Genomic DNA, 25589 nt, shown 5'->3' with positions numbered 1-25589 from the left:
CGTTCGTCAGTGCCACCACAAGGAAGGAGTGCCCATGCCCCGCGTCGCCCTGACCGAGGTCGTCGCCAGCGCCGAGCACGAGGGAGGGATCGTCGGTGCCTTCACCTGCTACACGCTCGAACAGGTCACCGGCGTGCTGCTGGCGGCCGAGAGCGCCCACCAGCCGGTGTGTCTGCTCCTCGCCGAGGCCGCCATGCGCCGTCCTGGCGGCCGGTTGCTGGCACGCACGCTCGTCACAGCGGCCGACAGCGCGCTGGTGCCCGTCGCGGTGCAACTCGATCACACCCACGATCTCGAGCTGATGGCACAGGCCTTGGACCTCGGCGTGACCGCCGTCATGGCGGATGGCTCTGCACTCCCCCTCGGTGAGAACGTCGAAGTTGTCACCGCCGCCCGCCGGCTGGCGGAACCCTACGGCGCCTCGATCGAAGCCGAACTCGCGCACGTGCCCGGGGACGAGGACTCGGCCACTGCCACGGAGGTGCAGTCGGTGACCGACGTTGCCCGCGCCGCCCAGTTCGTGGATCGGACCGGCACCGACCTGTTGGCCGTCGCCATCGGTAACGTCCACGGAACATACGCCAGTGCACCGAATCTCGATCTCACACTCCTGGCCGAACTATTCGCCGCGGTACCGGTGCCGCTGACCCTGCACGGCACCTCCGGAGTTCCCGAAGAACAGGTCCGCGGGGCGATTCGCCACGGGATCCGAAAAATCAACGTCAACACCGAACTTCGACAGGCGTACATCCGGGCCGCCCGGCGTGTCACCGCCGATGAGGTCCGCGGCTGGAACCTCCTCACCCCCGCGGACCGGCTCATCGAAGCCACCCGCGCTGTCACCGCCACCCACATCCGCCGCTGCCGCAACGCCCTCGCATCGATCAGCTGAACGTATCGGTGCCACCACCCCATACCCCTACCCGGTGAAAGGAAGCGCCCCTCATGCCACTCGCCTCCGACGTCTATGCCCCGTTCGACACCCCCGAGGACTACATCCTGGGCTGGACCGACCTGATCTGGGACGACTTCGGTCTCGGCCGCCTGCCCGAGCACTACGCGAAGGACGTGGTGGTGCACGGGGCGTACGGGCCGATCCGCGGCGTCGACGACGTGATCGCCGGCTCCCTCGTCAAGAAGAGCGCCTTCCCCACCCGCATCGGAACCGCGGAAGACGTGATCTGCGAACCCCGCGGAGACCGGGCCTTCATCAGCCACCACCGGGTGTTCCACTCCGGACCGCAGGCCGGTCTCGGCGTGTACGGTCCTGCCACCGTGAACAACTCGGAATCACGGAACATGGCGATCTGCCTGGTGCGAGATGGCCTGGTGGTCGAGGAATGGGTGGTCCGCGACGAATACCGCGTGGTCACCACGCTGGGACTCGATCCCGAAGCCGTCGCTCGCCAGGTCGCGTTCACCGACGAGGCTGCCGGCCTGTTCGGGACCGCGGCCCCCGCGGACGCGGTGCTGATCGGCGAGTCCGGGCCGAGGCCGGACACCCATCGTGTAGAGGCGGAGTTCATCGGCGAGTTCATCGCGGATGTGTGGAACAACCGCCGTCTCGAGCGCGTACCCGAGTTCACCCAGCGGGACCTGTTTCTCGAGACCACCCGCGCACGCATCCGCACCCGGGCAGTGAACTATCAGATCGACTTGACCCAGATGCTCGCACCGTTCCCGGACGCCGTGATCGAAACTCGGGACATCGCGGTCAGCACCGCCCCCGAACAGGGAACCCGAATCGGAGTCCTGTGGCGCCTGACCGGAACCTACTCGGGCGCACCGCTCTACGGGCCGGTCACCCACTCCCCCGTCGAAATCATGGGATCGTCCCAATTCCTGCTGCGCGAGGGTCGGATCATCCGCGAATGGCGGGTGTACGACGAGATCGCCGTCATGGCGCAGATCGCCACGGCCCGCGGCGACGTTCCCGCACCGCACTGACCCGGCGCCACGCGTCCCGAAGGCCGTGATCGTTCCGGCCGTCGGGCGCGGGGGCAACTCAGTCACCGCCACACCACCATTTCCGCGCAGGAGTTCCGCGTCACCCGAGAGGTCGACATCCATGGCCCACACCCACACCCCCAGGACGACCCAGCCGCTCTATGGGGAACAAACCACTCTGTCGTTGCACAACTTCCCCGGTCCGGGCCGCACCCTCGGCGATGTTCCCGCGTTTGTCCGCAACTATGCGAGGGTCAAACTCGCCGCGGCGCAGGCCAATCATGCTCTCGGCGTTCTCGATTCCCGACGGCGCGACGCCATCGTCGCCACGTGCCAGGAGATCGCAGCCGGTGACCACGCCGCCCAGTTCCCATCGGCGTTGTTGCTCGGCGGGGGCGGAACGACGACCAACATGAACGTCAACGAAGTCATCGCGGCGCGGGCCACCCAGCTGGCCGGTGTGCCGGTACACCCGAACGACCACGTCAACGCCTCACAGTCGACGAACGACAGCTACCCGACCGCGATGGCACTGACGGTGTTGGAGTTAGCCGAATCCCCCGTTCAAGCATTGAACGAATTAGCGGCCGCTCTAGAGGACAAAGGCACCGAGTTCGACGACACCCCGCACCTCGGGCGCACCTGCCTTCGCGACGCGGTCAGCCTCACCGCGGGCCAGTCGCATCGCTCCCAGGCCGCCGCGATTCGGCGGACCGCCGCCGGGTTGCGCGCTGCGGTCGACGCGATGCGCACGGTGCCCCTGGGTGCGACCGCGGTCGGCACCGGAATCGGAACCCCGGACGGGTACCGTGAGCTCGCCGTCGCCGAGCTGACCACCGTGACCGGCCGGCAACTGCAGTCGGCACCTGACCTCTTCGACGCCCTCGCGCACCTCGACCCGTATGCCGCCGTCGCCGCGGCCGGTGCCCGCACCGGTCTGACCATGGCCAAGGTGGCCGCCGACATCCGATTACTCTCCTCCGGGCCCGCAGGTGGATTCGGCGACCTGACCATCCCCGCGGTTCAGGCGGGGTCCTCGATCATGCCGGCAAAGGTCAACCCCGCCATCCCCGAATACGTGATGCAACTGAGCTACCGCATCCGCGGTGCCGCCCATACGATCGAATTCGCTGTCAGTGCTGGCGAACTCGAGCTCAATGTGATGGAACCGGTCATCGTCGACGCCCTCATCACCATCTTCGACGACCTGACGGCCGCAGCAACATCGTTCGCGCGGCGCTGCGTCAGCGGAATCACCTGGCACGGTCGACGGCGCGAGGAGAATCTCGCCGGCGCCTTCGATACCTGGGTCGCCCTTTCCGCCGCCGCCGGTTACGAGGCCACCACGGCCCGGTATCGGAGCGAACCCGTGTGCGCTTCGCCGACATCCTCGACGCACGATGAACAACGATCACCAGTCGGTCCGCTCGCGCAACAGGAAGCGTCGAACTAGTGGTAGACCATCGGCGAATCGTGTTGTGCACCCTCGGGGGAACCATCGCAGCTCGACCGCACCCGGCTTCGGGCCCTGGGGTGGTGCCCGGAGACCTCTCCCCACCACTTCGTTCCGCGTCCATCGTTCGTGGCGTCGACGTCGAGGTCTCCGAGCGCAGATTCGAGCAAGTAGCCTCGGCTGCGGTAGATTTCAGTACCATCCGCGAGGTTCTCACCCACGCAGAGTGGGAAGCCGACCGAGGGGCGACGGGAATCGTCGTCACGTGCGGCACGGACATGCTCGAGGAGATCGCCTTCGCACTGGACGTGCAGTGGTCGAATCGAGTGCCGCTTGTCGTGACCGGTGCCATGCGACATCCTGGCATCCCGAGCGCCGACGGACCGGCCAACCTCACCGCCGCGTTCCGTCTCGCGGCCGAATCCTCGTTTGCCGACCTCGGGTGCCTCGTGGTGATGAATGATCGCATCCACGCACCCTGGCAGCTGCAGAAACGGCATACCTCGAACACGGACGCGTTCACTTCTGTGTACTCCGGCCCGGTCGGCGAGGTCTGCGAGAACACCGTCCATTTCTATTCACGACCAGTCCGGAGACGTTCGATCACCGTCGCCCCGGACGCGCAGTTCCCCCCGGTCGCCCTGGTCAAAGCTGCCCTGGCCGACGACGGCCGCATGCTGGGAGCGCTGGTCGACCTCGGCTTTCGAGGACTGGTCGTCGAAGCTGCGGGAGGCGGATCGGTACCCCCGGCGTGGGCGGCCCCGCTGGAGATGCTCGCCCGAAAGTTTCCCGTTCTGTATGCCACCCGGACCGGAGCCGGGCCCGCCCTGCGATCCACCTACGGGGGTACCGGCGCCGAAATCGACCTGCAAATCCGGGGACTTATCCCCGCCGGCGTACTTGACGGCCTCAAAGCACGAGTGCTGCTGTGTGTCCTCCTTGCCGCAGGCGCCGACGACACCGTCATCCGCCACACGATCGACGACTATTCGGCTTCGGCGTCCAGTCAGTGAGTCAATCGCCAACCTCCCGGGGGGACATCCAATGTTGTATCGCGGGACGACGGAATCAGTAGCACCGGGCCCCGCTCGCGACCCAACGCAATCCGAACCGGAAATCCCTCTGGAAGTCGCGCATCACTCCCAGCGGGAACGGTGCAGGGTCGACTGCACAGGGTTCAGCCCGCTGCCGACACGGAGTTCACCTTTTTCGAGATCGCATCCCCACTAGTCCCCCAAGCGGAAGAGGCTCGACCTTTCAAGCACCTCGCGTACGGGTAACGCCAACGAACTCCCATCGATGGTTCCCCTACAGGGTCCGGGGTGCATCGTCGCGGTCACTAACACCAACCTCGCGGCCGAGGACACCCCGCTGTACTACCACGCGCTACGGCCCGCCCTTCGACCAGCGTCGATGTCGGAATATCCGCCGAGTGTGTGATCCACTGTGGTACCCAATCTCCGGGATCGCGGCGGCTGCCGATTGCTAGCTCGCGGCTCCACGATCTTGACGAACAGCGTGCGGCGCGGGCTTCAGTCGGTTCCGACCTTGGTCTACTCGCACCTCTACGCTTCCACCGATGTCCGCGTTCACGTTCACGTTCATAGGACTGGGACCGGGACGCGTCGCCCTCGAAAAGGACCGAGCCAGAAGGCCCCGCGGTTGCGTTGGGCACCAGGGGGACCGGCGCGGCCGTTCAGTTTCCTTCCGCGGAATATTTGGCGAGCAATCGTTTCTCGGTTTCGCCGACCATGCGAATGATTTCCTGCCGACATTCGTCGTAGCGCCGCACCTTCCGCAGTTCGTAGTCCCGGCGGTGCTCGTCGACCACCGGTTCGCCGATCTCGGCGTCGCGCCGCGTGGAGAGCAGCTGATTTCACACGCCGATGATGCGCCGACTCTTGCTCACCGACACCACTGAACGGTGAACTATTCTGTCCGCCCATGAGATTCGATGGGTATCGTCGTTGCCGAGGGAGGCGGTCAGGTCGCCCAAGGCATCGGCGATCGGTCCGAGCGCCTCCGGTCCCGCGGCCTCGCATCCGTCGATCGCCGATCCGCGGCCTCTGGAGGATGCACGGAAGGTTCTCACCGAACCCCGATTGAAGGGGCAAGAGCTCCTGCCCTCAGATCCGAACGCGATTCCAGAAGGAGCGACATCTGTTCCGCGATAGTGATACTCGGCATGCGAGTCTATGTCTACAACGCCGCGACCCTTCACCCCGAAGAGGGGCGACCACGCTGTGGTGTACGAAGGAACTCGCCGTCCGGAACATGGCCCATCGCCGCCGGGCGGAGATCGTCAGGCCGGAATTTTCTCGCGTGGCACAGTAAGCCGGAACGCCGATGGGAGGGCGTGCATCGCACACCGTCCCTGGTATCCGTCTTGAGTCGTTCGCGGATTTCGGCGGATGGAAGGGTGGGTCACCTGACTCGCGCGTCTGCTGGTCGTAGACCGCCTCCTCTGGGCAGACGACCCCCAAAGCCGTCACGAGACTTCAGCGAGATGGCATCCTTCTTCCCGTAGCCCGGACTTCAATGCACCAACACCCACAGCCCACTGAAACTCAGCAGTACGACACTCACGGCCAACAACGCTCCAACACCCGTTGCTGGGGAAGCCTGCTCGACACCGAAACGCAACATCCGAGCAGACCGCGAGCGCCGCTCGTATATTGTGCCACCGGCAACGAGAAGCCCCGCGGTCGCCGACCCGATCAGTGCCACCGAACCGCTCGGTGGGAGCCAACGCAGACATGCCACGACCAGACCGAATATCGACAGGCTGGTCCGCACGAAGGACAGCGACGTGCGTTCCGGTTGCAGCCCGCGGTCCGTCACCTGTACGGCACTCATTCAGACACCGACCACTTCCACCACCAGGACGACGGCACAGATGACGAGGACTACCCCCACAACCGGCGCCATCACCGGCCCCGGCAGACTGCGTCCCATCCGCAGTGCACGCTCAGCACTGATCCACTGCGTGAACGACGCGATCGCAACGACGGCACCCGCAACCAGAAGCAGTGCCGCCAACCCCGTACGAACGGCTGGAGCGAGCAGAGTACCCCCGAAGGCCTCGATCCCGAGCCCGGAGGCGACGAATGCTGTGGCCGTACGCATCCAAGCCAGATAGGTTCGTTCGTTCGCGAGCGTGAAGCGCGGGTCGGGATCCTCCCCGGAACGAAATAGCGTCCAGTTATTCATCTGGTCCCTGGCCCTTCCCAGTTGCGGTTTCTGTTTGATCCCGTTCGGATGCTCGCGAAGGGCTGGTCACTGGTCACCCATAGCGAACGGCTTGTACGCGTGAGCAGGGCGTGCGCGCACCACCGGGAGGCACCGATCCACACCGAACCGTTCTACGTCCTCTCCTCATAGCTGCGCGCCGCGGTGGGTGGACGGCCAGCAGCACAATCAGGATTTGATTCGCGTGTCCGATCGGGCGGCTGTACATGAGGTCTCCTGGCGGGCCTTGCGGTAGATTCCGGGCCGGACGGCCAGGGGCGCAGCGTTTTCGTCGATGATGCGCCGGATATAGCGCCGCGTGGCGACCATGCGGACGGTGCACCGGTGCGCCGTCCGTACCGAGCACCTGCTCGATTTCCTCCCAGACCCGGTCGACGGTTCCGATCTGTCGACGGGTAGTGCAAGGCGAACGACAGCATCCCTGGTGGTCTCGTAACCGACGATAAGGAAGGTCAGTGCCCGGTTACGGATGTTCCGGCCCGATATCAGTTCCCCGGTCTCTTTGCCAGGGTTGTCGAGCATTCGCTGCGTAGGATCAGGCTGGCGTGCGATTCGAGTAGTGCTCCCTGAGCAGACGCTTGTAAAGCTTGCCCGTCGGATGCCGAGGCAGTTCCGCCTCGAAGTCGATATGCCGGGGGCACTTGTACTTTGCGAGCCTCGTCTGGCAGTAGGCAAGCAGTTCCTCTTCAAGGTCGGGGGTTACATTGACACCGGTGGCCGGCTGTACAACAGCGTGCACAATCTCGCCGAGCTCGTCGTGTGGGATCCCGAAGACCGCGGCGTCTGCGACCTTCGGATGGACGATCAGAGCGTCCTCCGCTTCCCTCGGGTAGATGTTCACCCCTCCTGACAGAATGAGGTCCGCTCTCCGGTCGGACAGATACAGGTACCCGTCGTCATCGAGATACCCGAGGTCACCAACTGTTGTCCATCCCTTCTCGTTTCGGGAAGAGGCGGTCTTCTCGGGATCATTTAGGTACTTGAAGGCAAGGCCGCCTTCCGACCAGATGGTGCCAGGCTCGCCATTGGGCACCTCCTGCCCTGCGTCGTCGAGGATGTGGGCAGTACCCACCAATGATCGCCCCACAGATCCGGGATGCGATAGCCACTCCTGCGAGTTCAGTGCGGTGAACAGGTCACTTTCCGTGCTCGAGTAGTACTCGTGGACTATGGGCCCCAGCCAGTCGATCATGGCGCGTTTGATGTCGGGCGGACAAGGAGCGGCAGCGTGGACGACGGTGGTGAGCGACGACAGGTTGTAAGCAGACCGCGTCTCGGCGGGAAGCTTGAGTATGCGGACGAACATGGTCGGAACCATCTGGGTGTGAGTGACTTGATATCGCTCGATCAGTTCCAGGGCGCGCTTCGTGTCGAATCTCTCCATCACCACTGCCGTACCTCCGTAGCGATGGACTGTCATATTGAAGCGCAGGGGGGCAGCGTGGTAAAGCGGTGCAGGAGATAGGTAGACGGTGTTGCCGTCGAATCCCCATTGTCTGTGCAACAGCTCAGCGACGCCGGGCGGAGTTCCCAAAGGATGCAGTGGTAGCTCAGCGACAACGCCTTTTGGGCGCCCGGTGGTGCCCGACGAGTACAGTAAGTCCACCCCTTCGCGCTCTGTGGGTAGCACAGTCTCATCCATAGATTTGGTTGCGGCGGAGAGACTCTCGAATCCGTCGATGGGATCGTCCACGATGAAACGATGCGCCACCGAGGGTAGCTCGGCAACCGCTGCAGTGGCAATCTGCTGAAGGTCGCGACTGGTAAACAGGCATCGTGCCCCCGAGTCGCCGAGAATATACGCGACATCGTCAGCGAGGAGTCGCGTCGATAAGGTCACGTATCGCAGGCCGATGCGCTGAGCCGCCCACGCAACCTTCAGGAGCTCCGCCTTGTTCTCCATCAGGATGGCGACACAATCACCGTGGCGCATTCCCCGAGACCACATCAGCTTGGAGATAGACCGGGATTCGTCGACCAGTTCACGATAGGTCACGACTGTGCCGGTGTCCGCCATAATGTAGGCCGGCCGCTCGGGGTGTGCCGCTGCGTGGGTGTCTGGAAAGTCCATGGTTGGAATCGCTCCTGTGCTGCTTGGAATGTCGTACTGCTGTTGCGGTGGCGAAGCCACGGGCTTTGGGCGCTGGTCGATCGTGAAACCGCAATCAAGAACACCGAACGGATTTCATCCTCGGGTCTCGGCCAGCGTGCGTGTTGCGGCGAACTCGGCGCGCGCGAGCGAACGCCGGTGAACCTGGTCAGGACCGTCGGCAATCTGCAGGAATCGGGCCTGCGAGTACAGCATGGCCAGCGGGGTGTCCGCGGACAGGCCCGCGGCACCGAAGATCTGAATCGCGTCATCGATGATCCTCTTGACCGTGAGCGGCACCAGGACCTTCGCGGCGGCGATGTCGTGACGGGCGGCCTTCGCTCCCTCCGCGTCCATCCGCCACGCCGCCCGCAGCACCATGAGTCTCGCCGCGTCGACCGCAATCCGCGCGTCCGCCACCGTGGCCTGCACGACACCTTCGTCGGCCAGCGGATGGCCGAACGCAACCCTGGTGCGGGCCCGCTCGGTCATCAGCGCGATCGCCCGCTCCGCCATCCCGACCAACCGCGACCAGTGATGGATCCGACCCGGACCGAGACGGGCCTGCGCGACCACGAAGCCGTTACCACGCTGGCCGAGTAGGTTCGACTTCGGCACCCGTACCTTGTCGTACACGATCTCGCCGTGACCACCCTCGTGCCGGTCGTCGAACCCGAGCACCGACGTGGACCGAACGACCGTCAACCCCGCGGTGTCCATCGGCACCAGCACAATCGAGTGCCGCGACCCTACCGGCGCATCCGGGTCGGTGATACCCATCACCATCGCTACCCGGTTGTCCTCCCGCAACGCCGCGGTCGACCACCACTTGCGGCCGGTGAGCACCCACTCGTCCCCCTCCTCGGCGATCTCGAGCCCGACGTTGTTCGCGTCCGAACTCGCGACATCGGGCTCGGTCATCGAAAAGCACGACCGGAACTCACCGTCGAGCAGCGGAGCAAGCCACCGCTGCTTCTGCTCCTCGGTGCCGTAGCGGGCGAGCATCTCCATGTTGCCGGTGTCCGGTGGGCTGCAGTTCACGGCCTCCGGTGCGATCGTCGGACTCCACCCGGTCAGCTCGGCGAGAGGGGCGTACTCGAGGTTCGTCAGTCCCGCTTCCCCGCTCGCGGAAAGGAAGAGATTCCACAGACCCCGCCGTTTCGCGGACGCCTTGAGCTCGGCCATGACCGGCGGTGCACCCCACCAGCTGGGCTTGCTCGCCAGTTGCTCGGCGGCGATGTGCTCGGCGGGCAGCACCCGCTCCTGCATGAATGCGGTCAACCGGGACTGCAGATCTTTGACCTCGGGGCTGTACTCGAACAACTCCATGGTGATGCCTACCTGTTCGAAGGGTCGTCAGCGTCAGCGACGCGGCTAGGTCGAGGGCGCGCTGCAGAAGCGGGGCCGTCCATGTCCGTCAAGTCATCAAATCCGTAGCCGGCGATCTTGCCTTGCTCCGTGGGTGGGCCATCCGCCCCCAGGCGGACCGGTGGCGGACGGTCGATGATCCGGTCCTTGGTTCTCAGGCTTGAATCGACTTGACCTCGAGGAACTCCTCGAGTCCCAATGATCCGAACTCGCGGCCGTTTCCGGACTGCTTGTAGCCCCCGAAGGGAGCATTCGGATTGAAGTCGGCACCGTTGATCGCCACCTGACCGGCGCGAATCTGGCTGGCTACCGCGCGTGCCCGCGCTGGATCCTTGGACCAGACCGAAGCGGCGAGCCCGTACTCGGTGTCGTTGGCGATGCGAACGGCCTCTTCTTCGCTGTCATAGGCAATGATCGACAGCACAGGACCGAAGATCTCCTCGCGGTGAATGACCATGTTCGGTGTTACCGAGGAGAAGACGGTCGGGCGGACGTAGTAGCCGACCTCGAGCCCGTCAATGGGGTCGGTTCCACCGGTCACCAGGGTGGCACCCTGCGCAATCCCCTGGCTGATGTACTTGCGAACTCGATCCCACTGTGTTTTCGACACCAGTGGTCCCAGGTTGGTTTCCGGTGTGTCCGGTGCTCCGACCACCAGCGATTCTGCTACCTGCTTCGCCAAACCTTCTACCTCGGCCAGCCTGTCGCGCGGCACCAGAAGTCTGGTCAACGCCGAGCAGGTCTGACCGGAGTTCAAGAATGCCCATTGCACCGCGTGGGGCACGACGTCCTCGGGATCGGCATCAGAGAGCATGATGTTGGGGCTTTTGCCACCGAGCTCGAGAGCCACGCGTTTGACCGTGTTTGCGGCCAGCGCCCCTACCCGTCTGCCGGCACTGGTGGAACCGGTGAACGAGATCATGTCCACCTCGGGGTGGGTCACAAGTGTTTCGCCGACCACCGGACCGGTTCCGCTGACGAGATTGAACACACCATCGGGAAGACCGATGGAGTCGATGATCTCTGCGAGAATCCAGGCGTTGAGGGGCGCTACCTCACTGGGTTTGACGATGATGGTATTCCCCGCCGCCAGGGCGAAGGCTGCCTTGGCAGCGACCTGGTGCAGAGGGTAGTTCCACGGGGTGATCGCTGCGACCACCCCGATCGGCTCGCGGACGATCAGAGAAGGGCCTTCGCGGCGCTCGAACTCATAGCTCTCGGCGATGTCAGCTGCTTGGAGGAAGCTGTTGATAGGCAACGGCACTTGCAATTCGGCGGCGAACGCGCGTGGTGTTCCCATCTCGTCCGAGATCAGCTGGACGAGTTCGTCCGTGCGTGCGGCCATTGTCTGCCCGATGGCTCGCAAGTACTTGGCGCGCTCATCGGCCGGTGTTTGCCACCACGATTCGAAGGCCGCACGTGCGGCGGTGACAGCGTCGTGCACATCGGATGCGGTGCCGTGCGGGACCGAGGCGATGATGCCCTCGGTAGCTGGATTCACGACGTTGATCACTGAGGTGCCGTGGGAGGGCACCCAGCGTCCGTTGATATACAGTTCGGTGAAGTGGTTCTGTGCCATCGGTTCTCTCGTTCCCTCTGGTGGAGCGTCGGTCAGTAGTCGGCGTCTGTGTACTTGATGAGGCCTCGCAGGTTCCTACCGGCCAACATGTCGTCGTACCCTTGGTTGATGTCTTCCAGTCGGTACGTCTGGGTGACCAACTCGTTGAGCTTGAGCGCACCGCTTCGATAGTGTCTGAGCAAAGCCGGAATCTGAGTGCGTGGTCCGATGCCACCGAAGATCGCTCCCTGCAGACGCTTCTGGAGAAGTGTCAGTTCGAACAGGCTCAAGGTGACCTCGCTCTTTTGCGCGTCGCCCATCCCGGTCACGACGACCTGGCCTGCCTTGGCGGTCAGGTTCAACGCGGGTTGGATCATGTCGCCTTCGATATCACCGACTGCCACAACTGTCACATCGGCCATGAGTCCCCAGGTAAGCTCGCGAAGTGGTTCGAGCGCGTCCTCCATGGATGCGTAGGCATGGGTCGCGCCGAGTTCCAGGGCCTTGTCCCGTTTGAATTCCACCGGATCGACGGCCACAACGAAGCGAGCGCCGGCAGCAGCCGCACCTTGCACGGAATTGATGCCCACTCCTCCGCAGCCGACGACCACCACGGTGTCGCCGACGGAGGTGCCACCGATAGCTGTGGCAGAACCCCATCCGGTCGCAATTCCGCAGCCGAGAAGGGCTGCCACGTCGAGGGGAATGTCCTCGTCGATCTTGACTACCGACGCGTGGTTGACAGTGATGTACGGCGAGAAGGTTCCGAGTAGACACATTTGGATCAGTGGTTCTCCATTTGCAGTCACTCGATATCCATCGTCGGAAATCGCCTTCCCGGTGAGCAATCGGGCTCCCTCGTCGCACAGGTTCTGCAGACCGCGTGAGCAGGGGCCACAGGATCCACAGGCGGGGATGAACGCAGTCACGACGTGGTCGCCTTCGGTGACTGTGGTCACTCCGGCACCGACCTTGGTGACCACTCCGGCGCCCTCGTGGCCGCCAATGATCGGAAGGGGTGCGGGACTGGCGCCGGTGCGCAGGTGGTGGTCGGAATGGCACATACCGGAGGCAGCCAAGCGAACCTGTACTTCACCGGGTGCAGGATCTGCCAGATCGACCGTCTCGATCTTCCAGTCCTCGTTCACCCCGCGCAGGACTGCGGCTTTCGTCTTCATGGTTACTCCCTAAATCTGTATGGTGTCTGGGTAGGTGCCCTGGATGCTCAGTGCGGTAGGACGGTTCGACCGAGGTCGCGTGGTCACGGAGTGACGATGTTGAACGATCGGCTGAAGCTGTCGAGGAGTGAGAAGAGGTCGTGCAGGAGTTCCGCGCGTCCTGAAACGTCGATCTTCCCGGCGACCGTCGCGTCTTCGATGGTGATTGCACCCAAGACGAGTTCTGCCAATGCTGCGCTCGTCAAATCGACGGACACGTCAGCCGTCGTGCCGTCGATCACGGGCGAGCAGATGAGAACCCCATTGGTCACCTCGACAAGGCGGTCCTCGCCGGTGTCGATCACGTGCAGATGTACGGCGAACTTCCGCGTGCCGGCCTTCGGACCGTTCAGCCGGATCGCCAGATAATCGAGGAGCATGTCCGTGGTCATCGCGGCCAGAACGTCCGATGTGGTCAGGGATTGATCATCGGTATGAACCCCGTTCCGCAGATCCTGGGCACCGGTAAGGTAAAAGTTCCGCCATGGCGCGGATTCGGCCTGGTATCCGAGCTGCTCGAGGGCATCGGCCTGCAGCTGGCGAGCCAACTCGTTGTCCGGCTCGGCGAATACGACGTGGTTGACGACCTGCGCAACCCACCGATAGTCGCCCTCGTCGAAGGAGAGTTTCGCCTTCTGGAGCACCGCGTCTGCGCCGCCCATGAACTCCACGTACCGTGTGCTGGACTCGACAGGCGGATGGGGATGCAGATTCGCTGGATTCGCGTCGAACCAGCCGAGATACCGCTGATACACCGCCTTGACGTTGTGGTTCAGGGACCCGTAGTACCCACGAGCGGACCAGCAGGTCGCCAGCCCTTCTGGCAGCTCGACTATTTCCGCTATCTCAGTCATTGTGTAACCGTGCGCAGCCAGACGCAGGGTTTCGTCGTGGATGTACCGGTAGAGATCACGCTGCTGGGTCAAGAACCCCCGGATCGCCGTTTGTCCCCAGACCGGCCACTGATGACTGATGAACAAGACGTCGGACTTGTCTCCATATCTCCGCAAGGCCTCGTCGATGTAGCCGCTCCAGGCAGCGGCGTCGCGGATCTGGGCACCACGAGGTGTATAGAGATTGTGCATATGGTGGGAAACGTTCTCGGCCATGCACAATGCCCGCATCTCGGGGATGTGAAAGTGCATCTCTGCGGGTGCTTCAGAATCCGGGGTGTACTGGAATTCGATCCGCACTCCGTCGAGCACCAGTTCCTGGCTGCTCTCGGTGATGAGGTCGGTCGGCTCGAGTAGGGTGATCTGTCCTTCTGACAGGGCGATTCCGAGCCCAGTCGAGATCATTCCGGCCGACCCGACAGGGAGATTCTGGCCGTACATGTACTGAGCACGCCGATACATTGCGTTTCCCGCGTAGACGTTCTCGCTGACCGTGTGCTCCATGAATCCGTACGGAGCCACGACCCGAACGGCGCCGCTGCGAACATCCTCTTCCGACACGATCCCCTTGACGCCACCGAAATGATCGGCGTGACTGTGGGTGTAGATCACAGCGCGAACTTCTTTGTCCCCCAAGTTTTCGCGCACCAATCGCATCGCCTCCCGTGCGCACTCGGTGGAGGTCAGAGGATCGATCACGATGTACCCCGTCCGACCCTCGACAATGGTCATATTCGAGATATCGAACCCGCGAACCTGGTGGATCCGGTCGGCAACTCGGAAAAGACCGTGTTCCAGATGTAGTTGGGAAATCCTCCACAGGCTGGGATTGACCGTCTCCGGCGCCTCCGTTTCGAGAAAGCGGAAGCGTTCGAGGTCCCAGACGACGCGGCCGTTCTCGTCCTTGATCACCATCGGGTCCAAGGTGGCAATGAACCCCCGGCGCGCATCATCGTAGGCACTGCGATCGTCGAACGGCAGGTGGTCGAGAAGTGCCTTGTTCGCAGATCGGGTGAATGCGGTAGCAGGTTTCGGATTGTTCGACATCGTTGCTCTCTGTTCGGTGATGTGTGAAAAGGGATGCGCAATGGCGTGCGTGGTCAGCGAGTTCGAGTTCCCGCTGCCACCAGCCCGAGAACATCACGTTCGGGGTGAATCAACACCATCGCGAGTACCCCGCCGGTGACAACAAGGAAGCCCGTGATGGTGAAAACGGTGTTGTAGCCGGAGAGCGGAACACTGCCCGCTTGCCCAACGAAGATGCCCGCGACGTACGGAGCGATAACCCCGGCAAGGGAATAGACGGCCACGAAGGCGCCGAGAACTGCCCCACGCTGACCCACAGGCGCTATCTCGCCACAGACCGTCGTGGCGCCGGCGAAGATTGCTCCGGACAGGCCGAGGCCGAGGGCAATGAGTACGATCTTGAAAGCACCGTCAGGTGTGTGGACAAATGCAAGCGTGCACACCCCCGAGGCGACTACTACTGCTCCGCCCAAGACACCTCGAGCCCATCTGCTCGAGACGCCCTTGCGCATCAGGCGCTGCGTAACGAGACCTTGAATCAACAGGATTGTGCTGGATACGATCCAGGGCAGGGTTGTGAGAGTTCCGGTCGTGGCCTTGCTGTATCCGAGGCCATCAGTGAGAAAAGGTGGGAGCCAGGAGATCAGCAGTGCTACAGACCAGTAGGCAGCAAACGAACTGAGCGCGCACCCAAGCCATGTCCGCGACACAAGGATTCGCCAGAGGGGCACGTGGACCCCATCGATTTCCCGAATAGCGTGCTGGCCTCTGCCATCCTTCCGATCGCCGACCGGTCCATCCCGCCCAATCAGAAACCACAGTGCACTCCACACGAGGCCAAGCACAGTCATGAGGATGAAGGCGGACCGCCACCCGTGATGAATTATCATCCACGAAAGACCAGGTGCAGCGAGGATGATCCCGACCGATGTCGCAATGGTGAGTAGTGCCGTCGGGACACCGCGCTCGGTGTCCACGAACCATTTGTGCAAGGCGTGTTGCGCGACGCCGAAGGCAGGACCTTCCGCGGCGCCCAGCACGATCCGCGAGGCGAGGATAACCACGAATCCGGCAGATCCGATCACCGGCAGCATCGACAACGACCACACCAAGGACAGCGCGAAGAGTACTTTTCGAGTGCTGAAACGGTCGGCAAGGTGACCCACGACGAGGGCCGAGATGCTGAAGAGGAGGAAGAAGGCACTGGCGATGGTGCCGTACTGCTCCGCAGAGATCCCGAATTCCGCGCGAATGTTCGTTGCAGCGAGCCCCAAGACAGCCTTGTCGGCGAAGTTGATCATCATCAATGCCATCAGCAAGGCGGTGATCATCCACGCCCGTCGCCCCCCCGCGCCGAACGAGGCCCCCATGGTGGTCTGATTGGGGCGGTTGCCTTCACCGGCTCGCACCGCGACTGCAGATCCGGAATTTTCTTGCTGCTCAGGAGGGTGCATTCAGGGCTTCCTAATGTGGGATTCGAGGGCTGACCACGGCACGAGAGTTCACTTTGTGTGAGGGGGCTTCGTAGCGCCAACCCTGCGATCGACGCATAAGTCGACGTCTTCACCAATGAAAGGGCCGGATGTGGCTTCAGTCACAGGGTTGGCATGACTAGACACTATGATGTGCGAATTACCACTGCAATAGCTGCTGAGCACAGCCATAGCGCGCTGACGGTGTGCTCGAGCACAACATGACGGAGACTTGATGAGCGAGTTGGTGCCAGCAACGCAGCCGCCCTCTGCGGTGGGCAGAATTCTCGATCAGCTACAGACCCGGGTTGCGATACTCGTCAAGGAGTCCACGATGGACAGACATGGCGCGTTGCAGTCGCTGCCGCCGGCGATCAGGCAGAGCGAGTTGCCTGCGATCACTCGCAGAAGCCTGTCGGTCATTCTCCGCTCGATACGTGTGAATCGCTCTCCGTCGGCCGACGACCTGCGGTCGGCGCGGGAGATCGCCGCGCAGCGCGCCGATGAGGCGGTTCCACTGCCACTCGTCATAGGTAATTGGCAGCACGGCTTCGAGCGGATCTGGCAAGAAGTCTCGAGTATCGCGAATCCGGATGAGATCATTGAGATCGAATACATTGGCGCTGCACTTTTTTCACTTCTCGGGATCTATATCGAGACCGTTGTCGAATCGTACCAACGTGAGCGTGCCGTCATCGACAGTGAAGTGAGCAGCGCGAACCATCTCGTCGCGCGCATGCTATTGGACGGTCAGGACGCCCAGTCTTACGCCGACCGCTTCAGGATCGAGCTGGCTTCTTCGTACCATGTTGTCGCTCTCGCGATCGAGCCGTTGCCGGACGAACTGGTCGAGGACCCGACTGGTAGAACAGTGGCCGGTCGACGAAAGCTTCGACACATTCTCAGAATCGCGGACTTTCACCGAACCCCACCGGTCTTGACGACACTCGGCCCGAGCGGCGGTCACCTCCTCGTGGCGGCGGCCGCCGAAGCGAGCTCGCCGCCACCCTACGACGTCGTCCGCGACTTGGTGGTCCGGATTCAGTCTTCTGCGGGAGCGCAGGTCCGAGCCGGCTTTATCGACAACGTTCCGCTCGACGAAGTTTCCCGATCCGGACAGCTGGCCACCGAGGTCCTGACCTTGGCCGGAAGTCGGCATCGCCCCCCACAGGTGTGCAGGCTCGCTGACGTCGCACTCGAGTATCAGCTTTCGAGGCCCGGCGAGGGAAGTCAGCTCCTCGATCTGCTCCTCGTACCACTTGAGCCTTTCCCTGAACTCCTCGAGCTACTGGAATGCTATCTACGCCGCGACATGGACCGGATGAGCACCGCCAGAGCCCTCCGAGTGCATCCCAACACGGTCAACAACCGGCTGCGCCGCATCACCTCCCTCCTCGGAACGGACCCGAACACCTTCGAGGGTGTAATGACGTTGGGCGCTGCGCTGGCCCGTCGTCGACTCAACGTGCATCGGTCAGGGAGCAATACCGCATGCTCGTGAATGTTCGGTCAGATTGGCGTGCGGCGGCGGTCAGCTAGACACTGTCACTGCCGCGTGCACGCTCAGGTCCGTTCCTGCGTCCGGTTCTGCGCGAGAACGGACGTCCAGGTACGGCGGTCCAGGAACCCGAGTGCACGTTTCCTCAGCTCCCTGGATGAAGCAGAGCGAATTCTGATATCCGTGGTCAGCGGTGCTGTGCACTCTCGCCATTATCGGTGCGCGTCAGGATGGATGTGCTCGGACCGACCGGTGGCGAGGTCTTCGCCCCGGCAGGCGTGCCAGGCCTCAGTGCACCAGAAACCACAGTCCGCTGAGGCTCAGCAGTGCGACACTCACCACCAGGAACCCTCCGGTGACGATGGCCGGCGTTGCGGACTCTGCGGCAAACCGCGTCATTCGGCGGGGCCGTGAACGGTGCTCGTTCACCGCGGCGCCGGCGACGAGTGTGCCGGCGATCGCCGGACCGACCAGCGCCGTGGGATTGCTGGGCGGAAGCCAACGTAGGCAGGCCACGACCAGCCCGAGTATCGACAGACAGGTTCGTACGAAGGACAGCGAGGTGCGTTCGGGCTGGAGCCCCGCGTCAATCGAGTGAGGCACGCTCATCAGGAGTTCACCACTTCGGCAATCAAGACGACGGCGCAGATGACGAGCACCCCGGCGACAACCGGTGCCATCACCGGTACCGGCAGGGTACGACCCGCACGCAATGCTCGCTCGGCGCTGATCCAATGCGCGAATGCGGCGATGGCGATCACGCCGCCGGCCACGAGGAGCAGAGCGGCCATCGCGACACGGATCGCGGGAGCAAGCAGATCGCCGGCGAAGGCCTCCAGTCCGAGACCGGAGGCGACGAGTGCCGTGGCTGTCCGAATCCAGGCCAGGTAGGTACGTTCGTTCGCGAGTGTGAAGCGCGGGTCGGGGTCCTCCCCGGAGCGGAACGGTGTCCAATTCGGCATCAATCGACGGGCCCTTTCGGCATGGTGTGTTTTCTCGAGTCCAATTCGTCGTCCGCCGTCAGGGCAGCGTCGAGTAGCGCCGCCCCGGCGGCTTGAAGTTCGGTGATCCGTGCGTTACGCCGGGCCAGATCCGCGTGACTCTGTACGACGAAGCTGCGCGCCGCCGGGTTCAGGGCTCCGGGGCGGTGCACGATCCCGAACGGGGTCCGGATACCGGGGCTGGTTTCGACGACGACGGCACCGAGTCGGTGCGCAGCGGTCGCCATCCTCAGGGGAAGAAAGGCGCTGGCGGCGCCATTGAGGACCAGGGTCATCTGCGCGTGCCGGTTCGGCACCTGGGCTCTGATCAAGGGAACCACCGATTCCCGCCGCAGTATCGAGGTGACGATGTCGTTCTCGCGGCGAGCCGAATTGCTCACCGCCAGCGGAACGTCACGGAGTCGAGTCAACTCGAACGGCCCGGTTGTGTCGGTGGGGGTGCCCGGCGGCATCACGAGCAGCAACCGCTGGACCCCCAGTTCCACCCGCTCGAGGTTGTCCATCGGAACCGGGAAGGTCGTGAATCCGAGCTCGCAGTGTCCGGCCAGTACCTCGTCACACAGTTCCCGGGCGGAGGGAAACTCCGACAGGTCGATTCGTATGTCGGGGTACAGACGGGTGAACGACGCGCTCCATGCGGCGACGGCCTCGCTGGACATCTCCGGCATCGTTCCGATCGTGATGGACCCGACCTGCATTTCACGGGCCCCCCGCATGATGTCTTCCGCAGCGACGATGTCGCCGAGCACTCTGCGAGCGGGCTCGACCAGCAGTTGGCCTGCCGGGTTGAGGACGAGATTTCGTCCGGTCCGGTGGAACAAGGACAGCTTCAGTTCGCGTTCGAGCTGACGGATGCCCTGTGACAGGGTCGCCTGTGCGACGTGGAGATGCAGGGCCGCTCGGTTGACTCCTCCGTGCTCGACGATGGCTAGGAAGTACTCGAGCTGTCGCAAGTCCATGAGTCCATCTTCCCTCTCGCCTCAGGCGGGATCCGTGCGGCGCCGACACCGTGAGGAACGGCCGTCGGGGGCTGCCGCGGCAACTGTTGCCACCAACTGCCGGGATCAGACGCGGTAGGAGTCGGGCAGTGTTCCGTCGACGCCGACCTGTGTGATCATGGCCTTGGCGAGGTTCCGCTCGTGGATCGGCGAGGATCCCTCGTAGATGCGCAGCGCACGAACGTCTCGCCACATCCGTGGGACGGGATGCGGGCCGACGATGCCCTCACCTCCCAGTAGCTGAACGCAACGGTCGGCGACCCGGCTCGCCATCTCGGAGCTGTACAACTTTGCGGAAGCAATGCGGTGGCGTGGGATGACACCGTCGTCGAAGGCCCGCGCACATTCGACTGTCAGCGCACGTCCGGCCTCGAGTTCGGCGAAGCTGGCTCCGAGTGCCGCCTGAACCGCGCCGAGATCCGCCAACGGAGCACCGAACTGTTTGCGGCCGTTGACATGTGAGGTCGTCTCTTCCAGCATTCGAGTGGCCTGACCGACACAAGTCGCGGCGACATGCAGACGCGCGTGATTGATGCCGCGCAGTGCCATCGTCAGCCCCGCGCCTTCGGTGCCCCCGAGAAGGTTCGCCGCGGGCACCTCCACACTGTCGAAGTAGATCTCGCCGACCGGCGCCTCGGCATGCCCGTTCATGATCGCGGGCAGGACCGTCCGCACGCCGGGAGAGTCGGCGTCCACGATGAGGGCTGACACTCCCGCGGCGCCGGGTTCGGCTTCGTCGGTGCGGGCGAAGACGATGAACGCATCCGCCCAGGCGGCGTTCGTGATGTAGCGCTTGCTGCCGTTCAGAACGTACACATCACCCTTGCGCACGGCGGTGGTGCGCAGGTGGGCTGCATCGGAGCCGGCCGCTTCCTCGGTGAGAGCGAATGCCGTGACCAACTCGCCTGCGGCCATGGCGGGAAGCATCCGTCGGCGCTGTTCCTCGGTTCCGTGATCGAGGATGGCCTGCGAGCACAGGCCGATCACCGTCGAGAAGCGGGAGCGGTACACGCACGACGCACGGGTGAATTCGAAGGTCAGCTGTACCTGCTGTTCCATGGTCCATTCGAGGCCGCCGTAGGCACGGGGGATGGAGATGCCGAACAGGCCGAGTGCCGCCATCCGGTCGAGGATGCGGGCGGGAACCTCACCCGCATCGACCATCTCGTTCTCGGCCGGAACGAGGTCGTTTTCGGTGAAGTCGGCAATTGCCTTCAGGTAGGTGGGGAAGTCGTAGTCGAGGACCTCAGGGTCGATCATGAGGGGAACCTTTCGAAATAGTGTCAGTGGGGTGCGCAGTCGCCGACGACGCCGCGGCCGAGGAGTCCGGCTACTTCTTCGTCCGTGTAACCGAGTTCGTGCAGAACGGCCGCGGTGTGCTGGCCGGTGGCCGGGGCGGCGACCGAGGTGGCGCGGCGACGGCCGTCGAGGGTGAAAGCCAGCCCGGGACTGGTGAACGACGAGCCGTCAGCCCCGGCGACGTCGACGAGGACCCCGGACGCGATCACGTCCTTGTCCTCGGCGATGTCGTCGAAGGATCGGATTGCGCCGCAAACGATCTGGGCGGACAGCAACCGCTCGACGGCTTGATCGCGCGTCATCGCGCCGAACGCCTCGGAGAGGGTCGCCAACAGTTCGCGCCGGTGCGCGACGCGCGCCGGGTTGTCGACGAACCGCGGATCGTCGATCATGTCCGGGCGATCGATGAGATGACACAGCGCAGACCACTTCTCGTCCGTGTAGGCCGAGAGCACGATCTTTCCATCCGTCAGGGTGACGACATCCGCGGCCGGTGCGGCGTGCGCCTGGCCGTTGCCCTTGCGCCGCGGTGCCTGCCCCGTGATCGTGTATTCCCCCCAGTTCGCCGCCTGCATCGCCAGTGTCGCCTCCATCAGCGAGGTCTGGATGTGCGCGCCTCGACCGGTCGAGGTTCGTTGATACAGCGCGGCGAGGATGCCGGTGGCGAGTGCGTTGGCCGCGGTGACGTCGGCGGCGGGGAGCCCCAGCCGTTGCGGGTCACCGTCCGCTTCCCCGGTGACGTGCATGAGCCCGAACTCTGCCTGTGCTGCGATGTCGAGTCCCGGACGGTCGCTGGAGGGACCGTTGACCCCGAATCCGGTCACGCTCCCGTGCACGAGTCGGGGGTAGCGCCGCCTCAGTTCGTCTGGGCCGATTCCCAGGCGTTCAGCGGAGCCGTTGCGGAAGTTCTGCACCAGCACATCGGCTTCGGCCAGTAACTTGTGGAGAATCACCCGGGCGTCCACTTGCCTCAGATCGAGGGCGATGCTGCGTTTGTCCCGGTTGTAGGCCTGCACCATCGCTTGACCGAACGTACCGATGCCGCGCGCCTGGTCGCCGCGCACGCTCTCGACTTTCAGGACGTCCGCGCCGAGATCTGCGAGGGTCTGGCAAGCGCTGGGGCCGGCGATGTATTGACCGAGGTCGAGTACCCGGATGCCGGTCAGGGGTCCATTCATGGTAGTCACCGCGCCTCTCGCGCCGCGTATTCGACGGTCAGCTTCTCGAGCCTGGCCTTGGCCTTCTCCGGGTTGAGCATCATGCCGCCGACGACACCGAGCACGCACACCGTGATGCCGACGAGCATGAAACCGGCCGAGTAGCCCTGCGCGGCGTTGGATGCATGTTCGACGATCAGTCCGAGGGCGTACGGGGCAACGATGCCCGCGACGCTGTAGGCGGCGATGATGCAGCCGAAGAACGCCACCCGCTGCCGGGCCGGCAGGAAGTCGGACGCTCCGGCGAAGGCGACGGAGAACGCGACGCTGTTGACCGCAAACGCGGCAATCACGAAAACCAATTGCACCGGACCGGCCGCGAGTTGGGTGAAGATCACCATCGAGACGCCTCCGACCAGCAGATAGGCACCGGTGAGGTAGCCGCGCGCGACCCGTGAGCTGTAGCCCTTGCGGAGCAGCCGGCCGGACAGCAGTCCCGCCGAGAGCAGGACCGCGACCGCGACGATGTACGGCAGCGTCACCAGCATGCCGACGGTGCTCGCCGAGTACCCGAGCCCCTCGTTCATGTACGCGGGCAGCCACGCCACCTTGAGCGAGGAGATGAGGTAACCGGCGAAGGAGAGGAGGACCAGCCCCCAGAAACTCTGCAACGTCAGCAGGCGGCGGAAGGGAACCACGATCGTGCCGTTGGGGTCTTCGATCTTCGCGACGCCCTCGACCGCAGCCTCGGTTCGCTTGAACGGCAGCTTTTCGGTGTACCAGAACCACCCGATCACCCACAGCACTCCCACGCCGACGAGGACCATGAAGGCGGCGTGCCACGACCAGGTCAGGATCACCCAGGTCAGCACAGGAGCGGCGATCAGCGGCCCCACCGACGACCCGGCATTGACCACCGCCCCGGCCGTCGCCCTCCTCTCGGGAGAGAAACGGTCGGCGACAATCGACTGGCACAGCGCATGTGCGGGACCTTCGAAGAAGCCCAACGCAATTCGGCACGCGAGGAGCACACCGAATGACGTCTGGACGGTCAGGGGCAGCATGCTGACGATCCAGGTGATCATCAGCAGGCCGGCACCCCAGGTATACGAGATCTTGCGGAGCACCGCGGTGAGGGCGACCGCACCGACCGCGAACAGCCAGAAGAAGGCACTGCTGAGTAGCCCGTACTGACCCGCGGTGAGCCCGAGATCTGCACGGATCTGCTGACTTCCCAAGCCGATCGCCGCTTTGTCAGCAAAGTTCAGCGTAAAAAACAGGAACAGCAACACAACGATTCCCCACGCACGCCGGCTTGCCTGGCGCGGCGGCCGGTGTCCGGTGTCGCCGGGACGGGTTTCTGTCGTCACCATCAATTTCCTTCGGAAGTGTGAGCGCTCAGGCAGTGGAGGCCCGGGTTGTGTGATGGCGGCCACTGGAGCGGTACTCACATCACATCCAAGTCCCGGTGCCGGATCAACCGGCAATACGCGGCCGGACCATACGGTTCTGCCTATATCCACAGGTCAAGCCGCACAGCGCCCTCCCATAACGCCACATCACCGATCATAAGGAAGGGCGCGGTGCGTTCGGCGCACGTGACCGGCGCTTACGCGTCGGCGCACACCTGGTCCGGTTCGGTGCCGCAGTCATTCACCCCACGAACGCTCGATGATCCGACCGAAATCCTCCCGAGGATCAAGCGTGCCGAACGCGAATCCCCAGTCCCCACCCAGGCGTGAGGAGCAGAAGGTCTGCGCAACATAGTCCGGGCTGTTACGCAGCAGCAGGGATGCCTGCAGTGCCAGCGCAAACTTCTCCACCACACGACGGGCCATCGGTTCGATGGTGGCGCGATCCGACGTCGCCCGGCGCAGCCACTGCGTCGTCCGGTCCAGATGGCGATCAAGGCCTTTGGCCTTCTCGATTTCCGCGAAGACGGGTTCGAATGCGTCGGGGTCATGGTCGAGCGCTCGCAGGACGTCCAGACAGATGACGTTGCCGCTGCCCTCCCAGAGGCTCTGCACCGGTGCTTCGCGATAGAAACGCGGCATCATGGAGTCTTCGATGTAGCCGAAGCCGCCGTGACATTCGAGGGACTCGAACGCATTCGCAGATGCCCGCTTGGCCAGCCAGTACTTGGTGATGGCCGTGACGACCCGCGCGAAACGCTTTTCGTCCTCGTCGCTGTCGGCGCGGTCGACGCTGCCGGCCAGCCGCATCGTCAGTGCCGTGGCCGCCTCGGACTCCACTGCCAGGTCTGCCAGGACGTTGCGCATCAGCGGCTGGTCGACCAGTCGGGTCCCGAACGCGGCACGTTGCTGGGTGTGGTGCAAGGCACGGAACAATGTCTGGCGGATGATGCCCGTCGAAATGGCGGCGCAACCAAGCCGTGTCAGGTTCACCATGTCGATGATGGTGCGGACGCCGCGGCCTTCGTCGCCGACGCGCCAGGCCAGGGTGCCGTTGTATTCGATCTCGCTCGACGGGTTGGAGCGGTTCCCCAACTTGTCCTTCAGGCGCATGATGGAGAAGCTGTTGCGCGTGCCGTCCGGCAACCAAAAGGGGACAAGGAAGCACGAGATACGTCCGGGCGTATCGTCGGCCTGCGCGACGGTGAGAAAGCAGTCGACCATGGGTGCCGAGAAGAACCACTTGTGACCGGTCAGTTCGTAGACACCGGGTTCTGCGGTCGCCCGGGCCCTGGTTGTGTTGGCGCGCAGGTCGGAGCCCCCCTGTTTCTCCGTCATGGCCATGCCGATCAGCGCGGCCGATTTCTCGGAGCCCGGCCGGTAGCGGGGGTCGTAACCGCTCGCGGTCAGCAGCGGTTCCCACTGTGCGCTGAGTTCGGGGACGTTGCGCAGCACGGGCACGCCGGCGTAGGTCATGTGCAGGGGGCACAGTGTGCCGCTCTCGATCTGCGCCATCAGCACACTCATGGCCGCCCGCGCGACATGACTGCCCGCCTGCGGCTCCGTCCAGGGAAGTGAATGTACCTGGTGCCGACGGCCCAGGCGCATGAGTTCGTGCCAGGACGGATGCAGGTGCACCTCGTTGATCCGGTGCCCGTAGTTGTCGTGGGTCGCGAGTTCAGGGACATACCGATTGGCGAGGTACCCGTGCCGGATGATCTCGGGATCCGCTAGTTCTCGGGCGAAACGTCCGAGGCGCTGCGCCGCCCATTGCGCACCTTCCCGCTCGACCGCCGCCTGCAGCGCCCGATCACGGGAGAACAGGTCGTAACCGCCGAAGGCCTCGGGTTGGTTGAAGACGTCATGGGTTGCTCGGTCGCCAGTGCGCTCGCCGTCGCCAATGATCCGGTCCTGTACGTGACTCATCGCTGCTCCTGTTCGGTTGTGATCGA

At 64.0% G+C, this 25589-nt stretch carries 21 protein-coding genes; 5 read left to right on the top strand and 16 right to left on the bottom strand.

Going from position 1 to position 25589, the window contains the following annotated elements; all coding sequences use genetic code 11:
• The first annotated feature begins 34 nt into the window (after positions 1-34).
• The 4 genes from WKC72_RS39965 to WKC72_RS39950 all read left to right on the top strand — a co-directional run bounded on the left by WKC72_RS39965 (position 35) and on the right by WKC72_RS39950 (position 4413).
• Positions 35-892: a class II fructose-bisphosphate aldolase gene (locus WKC72_RS39965; protein WP_370185440.1), complete on the top strand. Its 858-nt coding sequence runs from the start codon at positions 35-37 to the stop codon at positions 890-892.
• A gap of 53 nt (positions 893-945) precedes the next feature.
• Complete coding sequence (locus WKC72_RS39960; RefSeq protein ID WP_370185439.1) at positions 946-1947, top strand: ester cyclase; 1002 nt, start codon at positions 946-948, stop codon at positions 1945-1947.
• 121 nt (positions 1948-2068) lie between these two features.
• Positions 2069-3400, top strand: coding sequence for a lyase family protein (locus tag WKC72_RS39955; protein WP_370185438.1), 1332 nt, complete (start codon positions 2069-2071; stop codon positions 3398-3400).
• A complete protein-coding gene (locus WKC72_RS39950; RefSeq protein WP_370185436.1) occupies positions 3400-4413 on the top strand; it encodes an asparaginase in 1014 nt (337 codons plus the stop codon). Before WKC72_RS39955 ends, WKC72_RS39950 begins: the two co-directional genes overlap by 1 nt.
• 683 nt (positions 4414-5096) lie before the next feature.
• Here the strand turns inward: WKC72_RS39950 and WKC72_RS39945 are convergent.
• From WKC72_RS39945 to WKC72_RS39905, 9 genes are all read right to left on the bottom strand, one after another.
• Positions 5097-5231, bottom strand: a complete 135-nt coding sequence (locus WKC72_RS39945) for a hypothetical protein (protein ID WP_370185434.1) — start codon at positions 5229-5231, stop codon at positions 5097-5099.
• Positions 5232-5935: 704 nt separating this feature from the next.
• Positions 5936-6256, bottom strand: coding sequence for a DUF202 domain-containing protein (locus tag WKC72_RS39940; protein ID WP_370185432.1), 321 nt, complete (start codon positions 6254-6256; stop codon positions 5936-5938).
• The gene (locus WKC72_RS39935) at positions 6257-6610 is read right to left on the bottom strand and encodes a YidH family protein (RefSeq protein ID WP_370185430.1); all 354 of its coding nucleotides are present in this window, start codon (positions 6608-6610) and stop codon (positions 6257-6259) included. It abuts the gene before it with no gap.
• Positions 6611-7184: 574 nt separating this feature from the next.
• Positions 7185-8720 carry an AMP-binding protein gene (locus WKC72_RS39930; RefSeq protein ID WP_370185428.1) on the bottom strand — a complete coding sequence of 512 codons (1536 nt, stop codon included), beginning with the start codon at positions 8718-8720 and terminating at the stop codon, positions 7185-7187.
• A gap of 114 nt (positions 8721-8834) precedes the next feature.
• Positions 8835-10067 (bottom strand): acyl-CoA dehydrogenase family protein, encoded by a 1233-nt coding sequence (locus tag WKC72_RS39925; protein ID WP_370185426.1) that lies wholly within the window; start codon positions 10065-10067, stop codon positions 8835-8837.
• A gap of 193 nt (positions 10068-10260) precedes the next feature.
• Entirely contained in the window at positions 10261-11685 is a 1425-nt protein-coding gene (locus tag WKC72_RS39920) for an aldehyde dehydrogenase family protein (protein ID WP_370185424.1), read from the bottom strand.
• Positions 11686-11717: 32 nt separating this feature from the next.
• A complete protein-coding gene (locus WKC72_RS39915) occupies positions 11718-12842 on the bottom strand; it encodes an NDMA-dependent alcohol dehydrogenase (RefSeq protein ID WP_370185423.1) in 1125 nt (374 codons plus the stop codon).
• A gap of 83 nt (positions 12843-12925) precedes the next feature.
• Positions 12926-14821 (bottom strand): alkyl/aryl-sulfatase, encoded by a 1896-nt coding sequence (locus WKC72_RS39910; protein WP_370185422.1) that lies wholly within the window; start codon positions 14819-14821, stop codon positions 12926-12928.
• A gap of 53 nt (positions 14822-14874) precedes the next feature.
• Entirely contained in the window at positions 14875-16131 is a 1257-nt protein-coding gene (locus WKC72_RS39905; RefSeq protein WP_370185420.1) for an MFS transporter, read from the bottom strand.
• A gap of 376 nt (positions 16132-16507) precedes the next feature.
• Here WKC72_RS39905 and WKC72_RS39900 point away from each other — a divergent pair, with 376 nt between their 5' ends.
• Positions 16508-17773 (top strand): PucR family transcriptional regulator, encoded by a 1266-nt coding sequence (locus tag WKC72_RS39900; protein ID WP_370185418.1) that lies wholly within the window; start codon positions 16508-16510, stop codon positions 17771-17773.
• A 285-nt stretch (positions 17774-18058) separates the two neighbouring features.
• Here the strand turns inward: WKC72_RS39900 and WKC72_RS39895 are convergent, their stop codons facing one another.
• From WKC72_RS39895 to WKC72_RS39865, 7 genes are all read right to left on the bottom strand, one after another.
• Positions 18059-18379, bottom strand: a complete 321-nt coding sequence (locus tag WKC72_RS39895; RefSeq protein WP_370185416.1) for a DUF202 domain-containing protein — start codon at positions 18377-18379, stop codon at positions 18059-18061.
• The gene (locus WKC72_RS39890) at positions 18379-18732 is read right to left on the bottom strand and encodes a YidH family protein (protein WP_370185414.1); all 354 of its coding nucleotides are present in this window, start codon (positions 18730-18732) and stop codon (positions 18379-18381) included. The genes WKC72_RS39895 and WKC72_RS39890 overlap by 1 nt, the downstream gene beginning before the upstream one ends.
• Positions 18732-19730 carry a LysR family transcriptional regulator gene (locus WKC72_RS39885; protein WP_370185413.1) on the bottom strand — a complete coding sequence of 333 codons (999 nt, stop codon included), beginning with the start codon at positions 19728-19730 and terminating at the stop codon, positions 18732-18734. The genes WKC72_RS39890 and WKC72_RS39885 overlap by 1 nt, the downstream gene beginning before the upstream one ends.
• A 105-nt stretch (positions 19731-19835) precedes the next feature.
• A complete protein-coding gene (locus WKC72_RS39880) occupies positions 19836-21029 on the bottom strand; it encodes an acyl-CoA dehydrogenase family protein (protein ID WP_370185411.1) in 1194 nt (397 codons plus the stop codon).
• A 23-nt stretch (positions 21030-21052) separates the two neighbouring features.
• Positions 21053-22255, bottom strand: a complete 1203-nt coding sequence (locus WKC72_RS39875; protein ID WP_370185410.1) for a CaiB/BaiF CoA transferase family protein — start codon at positions 22253-22255, stop codon at positions 21053-21055.
• Positions 22252-23598, bottom strand: coding sequence for an MFS transporter (locus WKC72_RS39870; protein ID WP_370185408.1), 1347 nt, complete (start codon positions 23596-23598; stop codon positions 22252-22254). The genes WKC72_RS39875 and WKC72_RS39870 overlap by 4 nt, the downstream gene beginning before the upstream one ends.
• 276 nt (positions 23599-23874) lie before the next feature.
• Positions 23875-25563: an acyl-CoA dehydrogenase family protein gene (locus WKC72_RS39865; protein ID WP_370185406.1), complete on the bottom strand. Its 1689-nt coding sequence runs from the start codon at positions 25561-25563 to the stop codon at positions 23875-23877.
• Positions 25564-25589: the final 26 nt, after the last annotated feature.

The organism is Rhodococcus wratislaviensis (assembly GCF_041228765.1).
Lineage (GTDB): Bacteria > Actinomycetota > Actinomycetes > Mycobacteriales > Mycobacteriaceae > Rhodococcus_F > Rhodococcus_F wratislaviensis.
Note: the sequence above shows the minus strand (reverse complement) of the source record. Positions and strands in the feature narration are given on the sequence as shown.

Coding starts and splice junctions, on each gene's coding strand:
- WKC72_RS39870 (WP_370185408.1), bottom strand. CDS start 23,598: ATGGTGACGACAGAAACCCGTCCCGGCGACACCGGACACCGGCCGCCG.
- WKC72_RS39885 (WP_370185413.1), bottom strand. CDS start 19,730: ATGGACTTGCGACAGCTCGAGTACTTCCTAGCCATCGTCGAGCACGGA.
- WKC72_RS39940 (WP_370185432.1), bottom strand. CDS start 6,256: ATGAGTGCCGTACAGGTGACGGACCGCGGGCTGCAACCGGAACGCACG.
- WKC72_RS39935 (WP_370185430.1), bottom strand. CDS start 6,610: ATGAATAACTGGACGCTATTTCGTTCCGGGGAGGATCCCGACCCGCGC.
- WKC72_RS39965 (WP_370185440.1), top strand. CDS start 35: ATGCCCCGCGTCGCCCTGACCGAGGTCGTCGCCAGCGCCGAGCACGAG.
- WKC72_RS39880 (WP_370185411.1), bottom strand. CDS start 21,029: ATGATCGACCCTGAGGTCCTCGACTACGACTTCCCCACCTACCTGAAG.
- WKC72_RS39955 (WP_370185438.1), top strand. CDS start 2,069: ATGGCCCACACCCACACCCCCAGGACGACCCAGCCGCTCTATGGGGAA.
- WKC72_RS39915 (WP_370185423.1), bottom strand. CDS start 12,842: ATGAAGACGAAAGCCGCAGTCCTGCGCGGGGTGAACGAGGACTGGAAG.
- WKC72_RS39895 (WP_370185416.1), bottom strand. CDS start 18,379: ATGAGCGTGCCTCACTCGATTGACGCGGGGCTCCAGCCCGAACGCACC.
- WKC72_RS39930 (WP_370185428.1), bottom strand. CDS start 8,720: ATGGACTTTCCAGACACCCACGCAGCGGCACACCCCGAGCGGCCGGCC.
- WKC72_RS39910 (WP_370185422.1), bottom strand. CDS start 14,821: ATGTCGAACAATCCGAAACCTGCTACCGCATTCACCCGATCTGCGAAC.
- WKC72_RS39960 (WP_370185439.1), top strand. CDS start 946: ATGCCACTCGCCTCCGACGTCTATGCCCCGTTCGACACCCCCGAGGAC.
- WKC72_RS39900 (WP_370185418.1), top strand. CDS start 16,508: ATGAGCGAGTTGGTGCCAGCAACGCAGCCGCCCTCTGCGGTGGGCAGA.
- WKC72_RS39890 (WP_370185414.1), bottom strand. CDS start 18,732: ATGCCGAATTGGACACCGTTCCGCTCCGGGGAGGACCCCGACCCGCGC.
- WKC72_RS39920 (WP_370185424.1), bottom strand. CDS start 11,685: ATGGCACAGAACCACTTCACCGAACTGTATATCAACGGACGCTGGGTG.
- WKC72_RS39905 (WP_370185420.1), bottom strand. CDS start 16,131: ATGATCACCGCCTTGCTGATGGCATTGATGATGATCAACTTCGCCGAC.
- WKC72_RS39925 (WP_370185426.1), bottom strand. CDS start 10,067: ATGGAGTTGTTCGAGTACAGCCCCGAGGTCAAAGATCTGCAGTCCCGG.
- WKC72_RS39865 (WP_370185406.1), bottom strand. CDS start 25,563: ATGAGTCACGTACAGGACCGGATCATTGGCGACGGCGAGCGCACTGGC.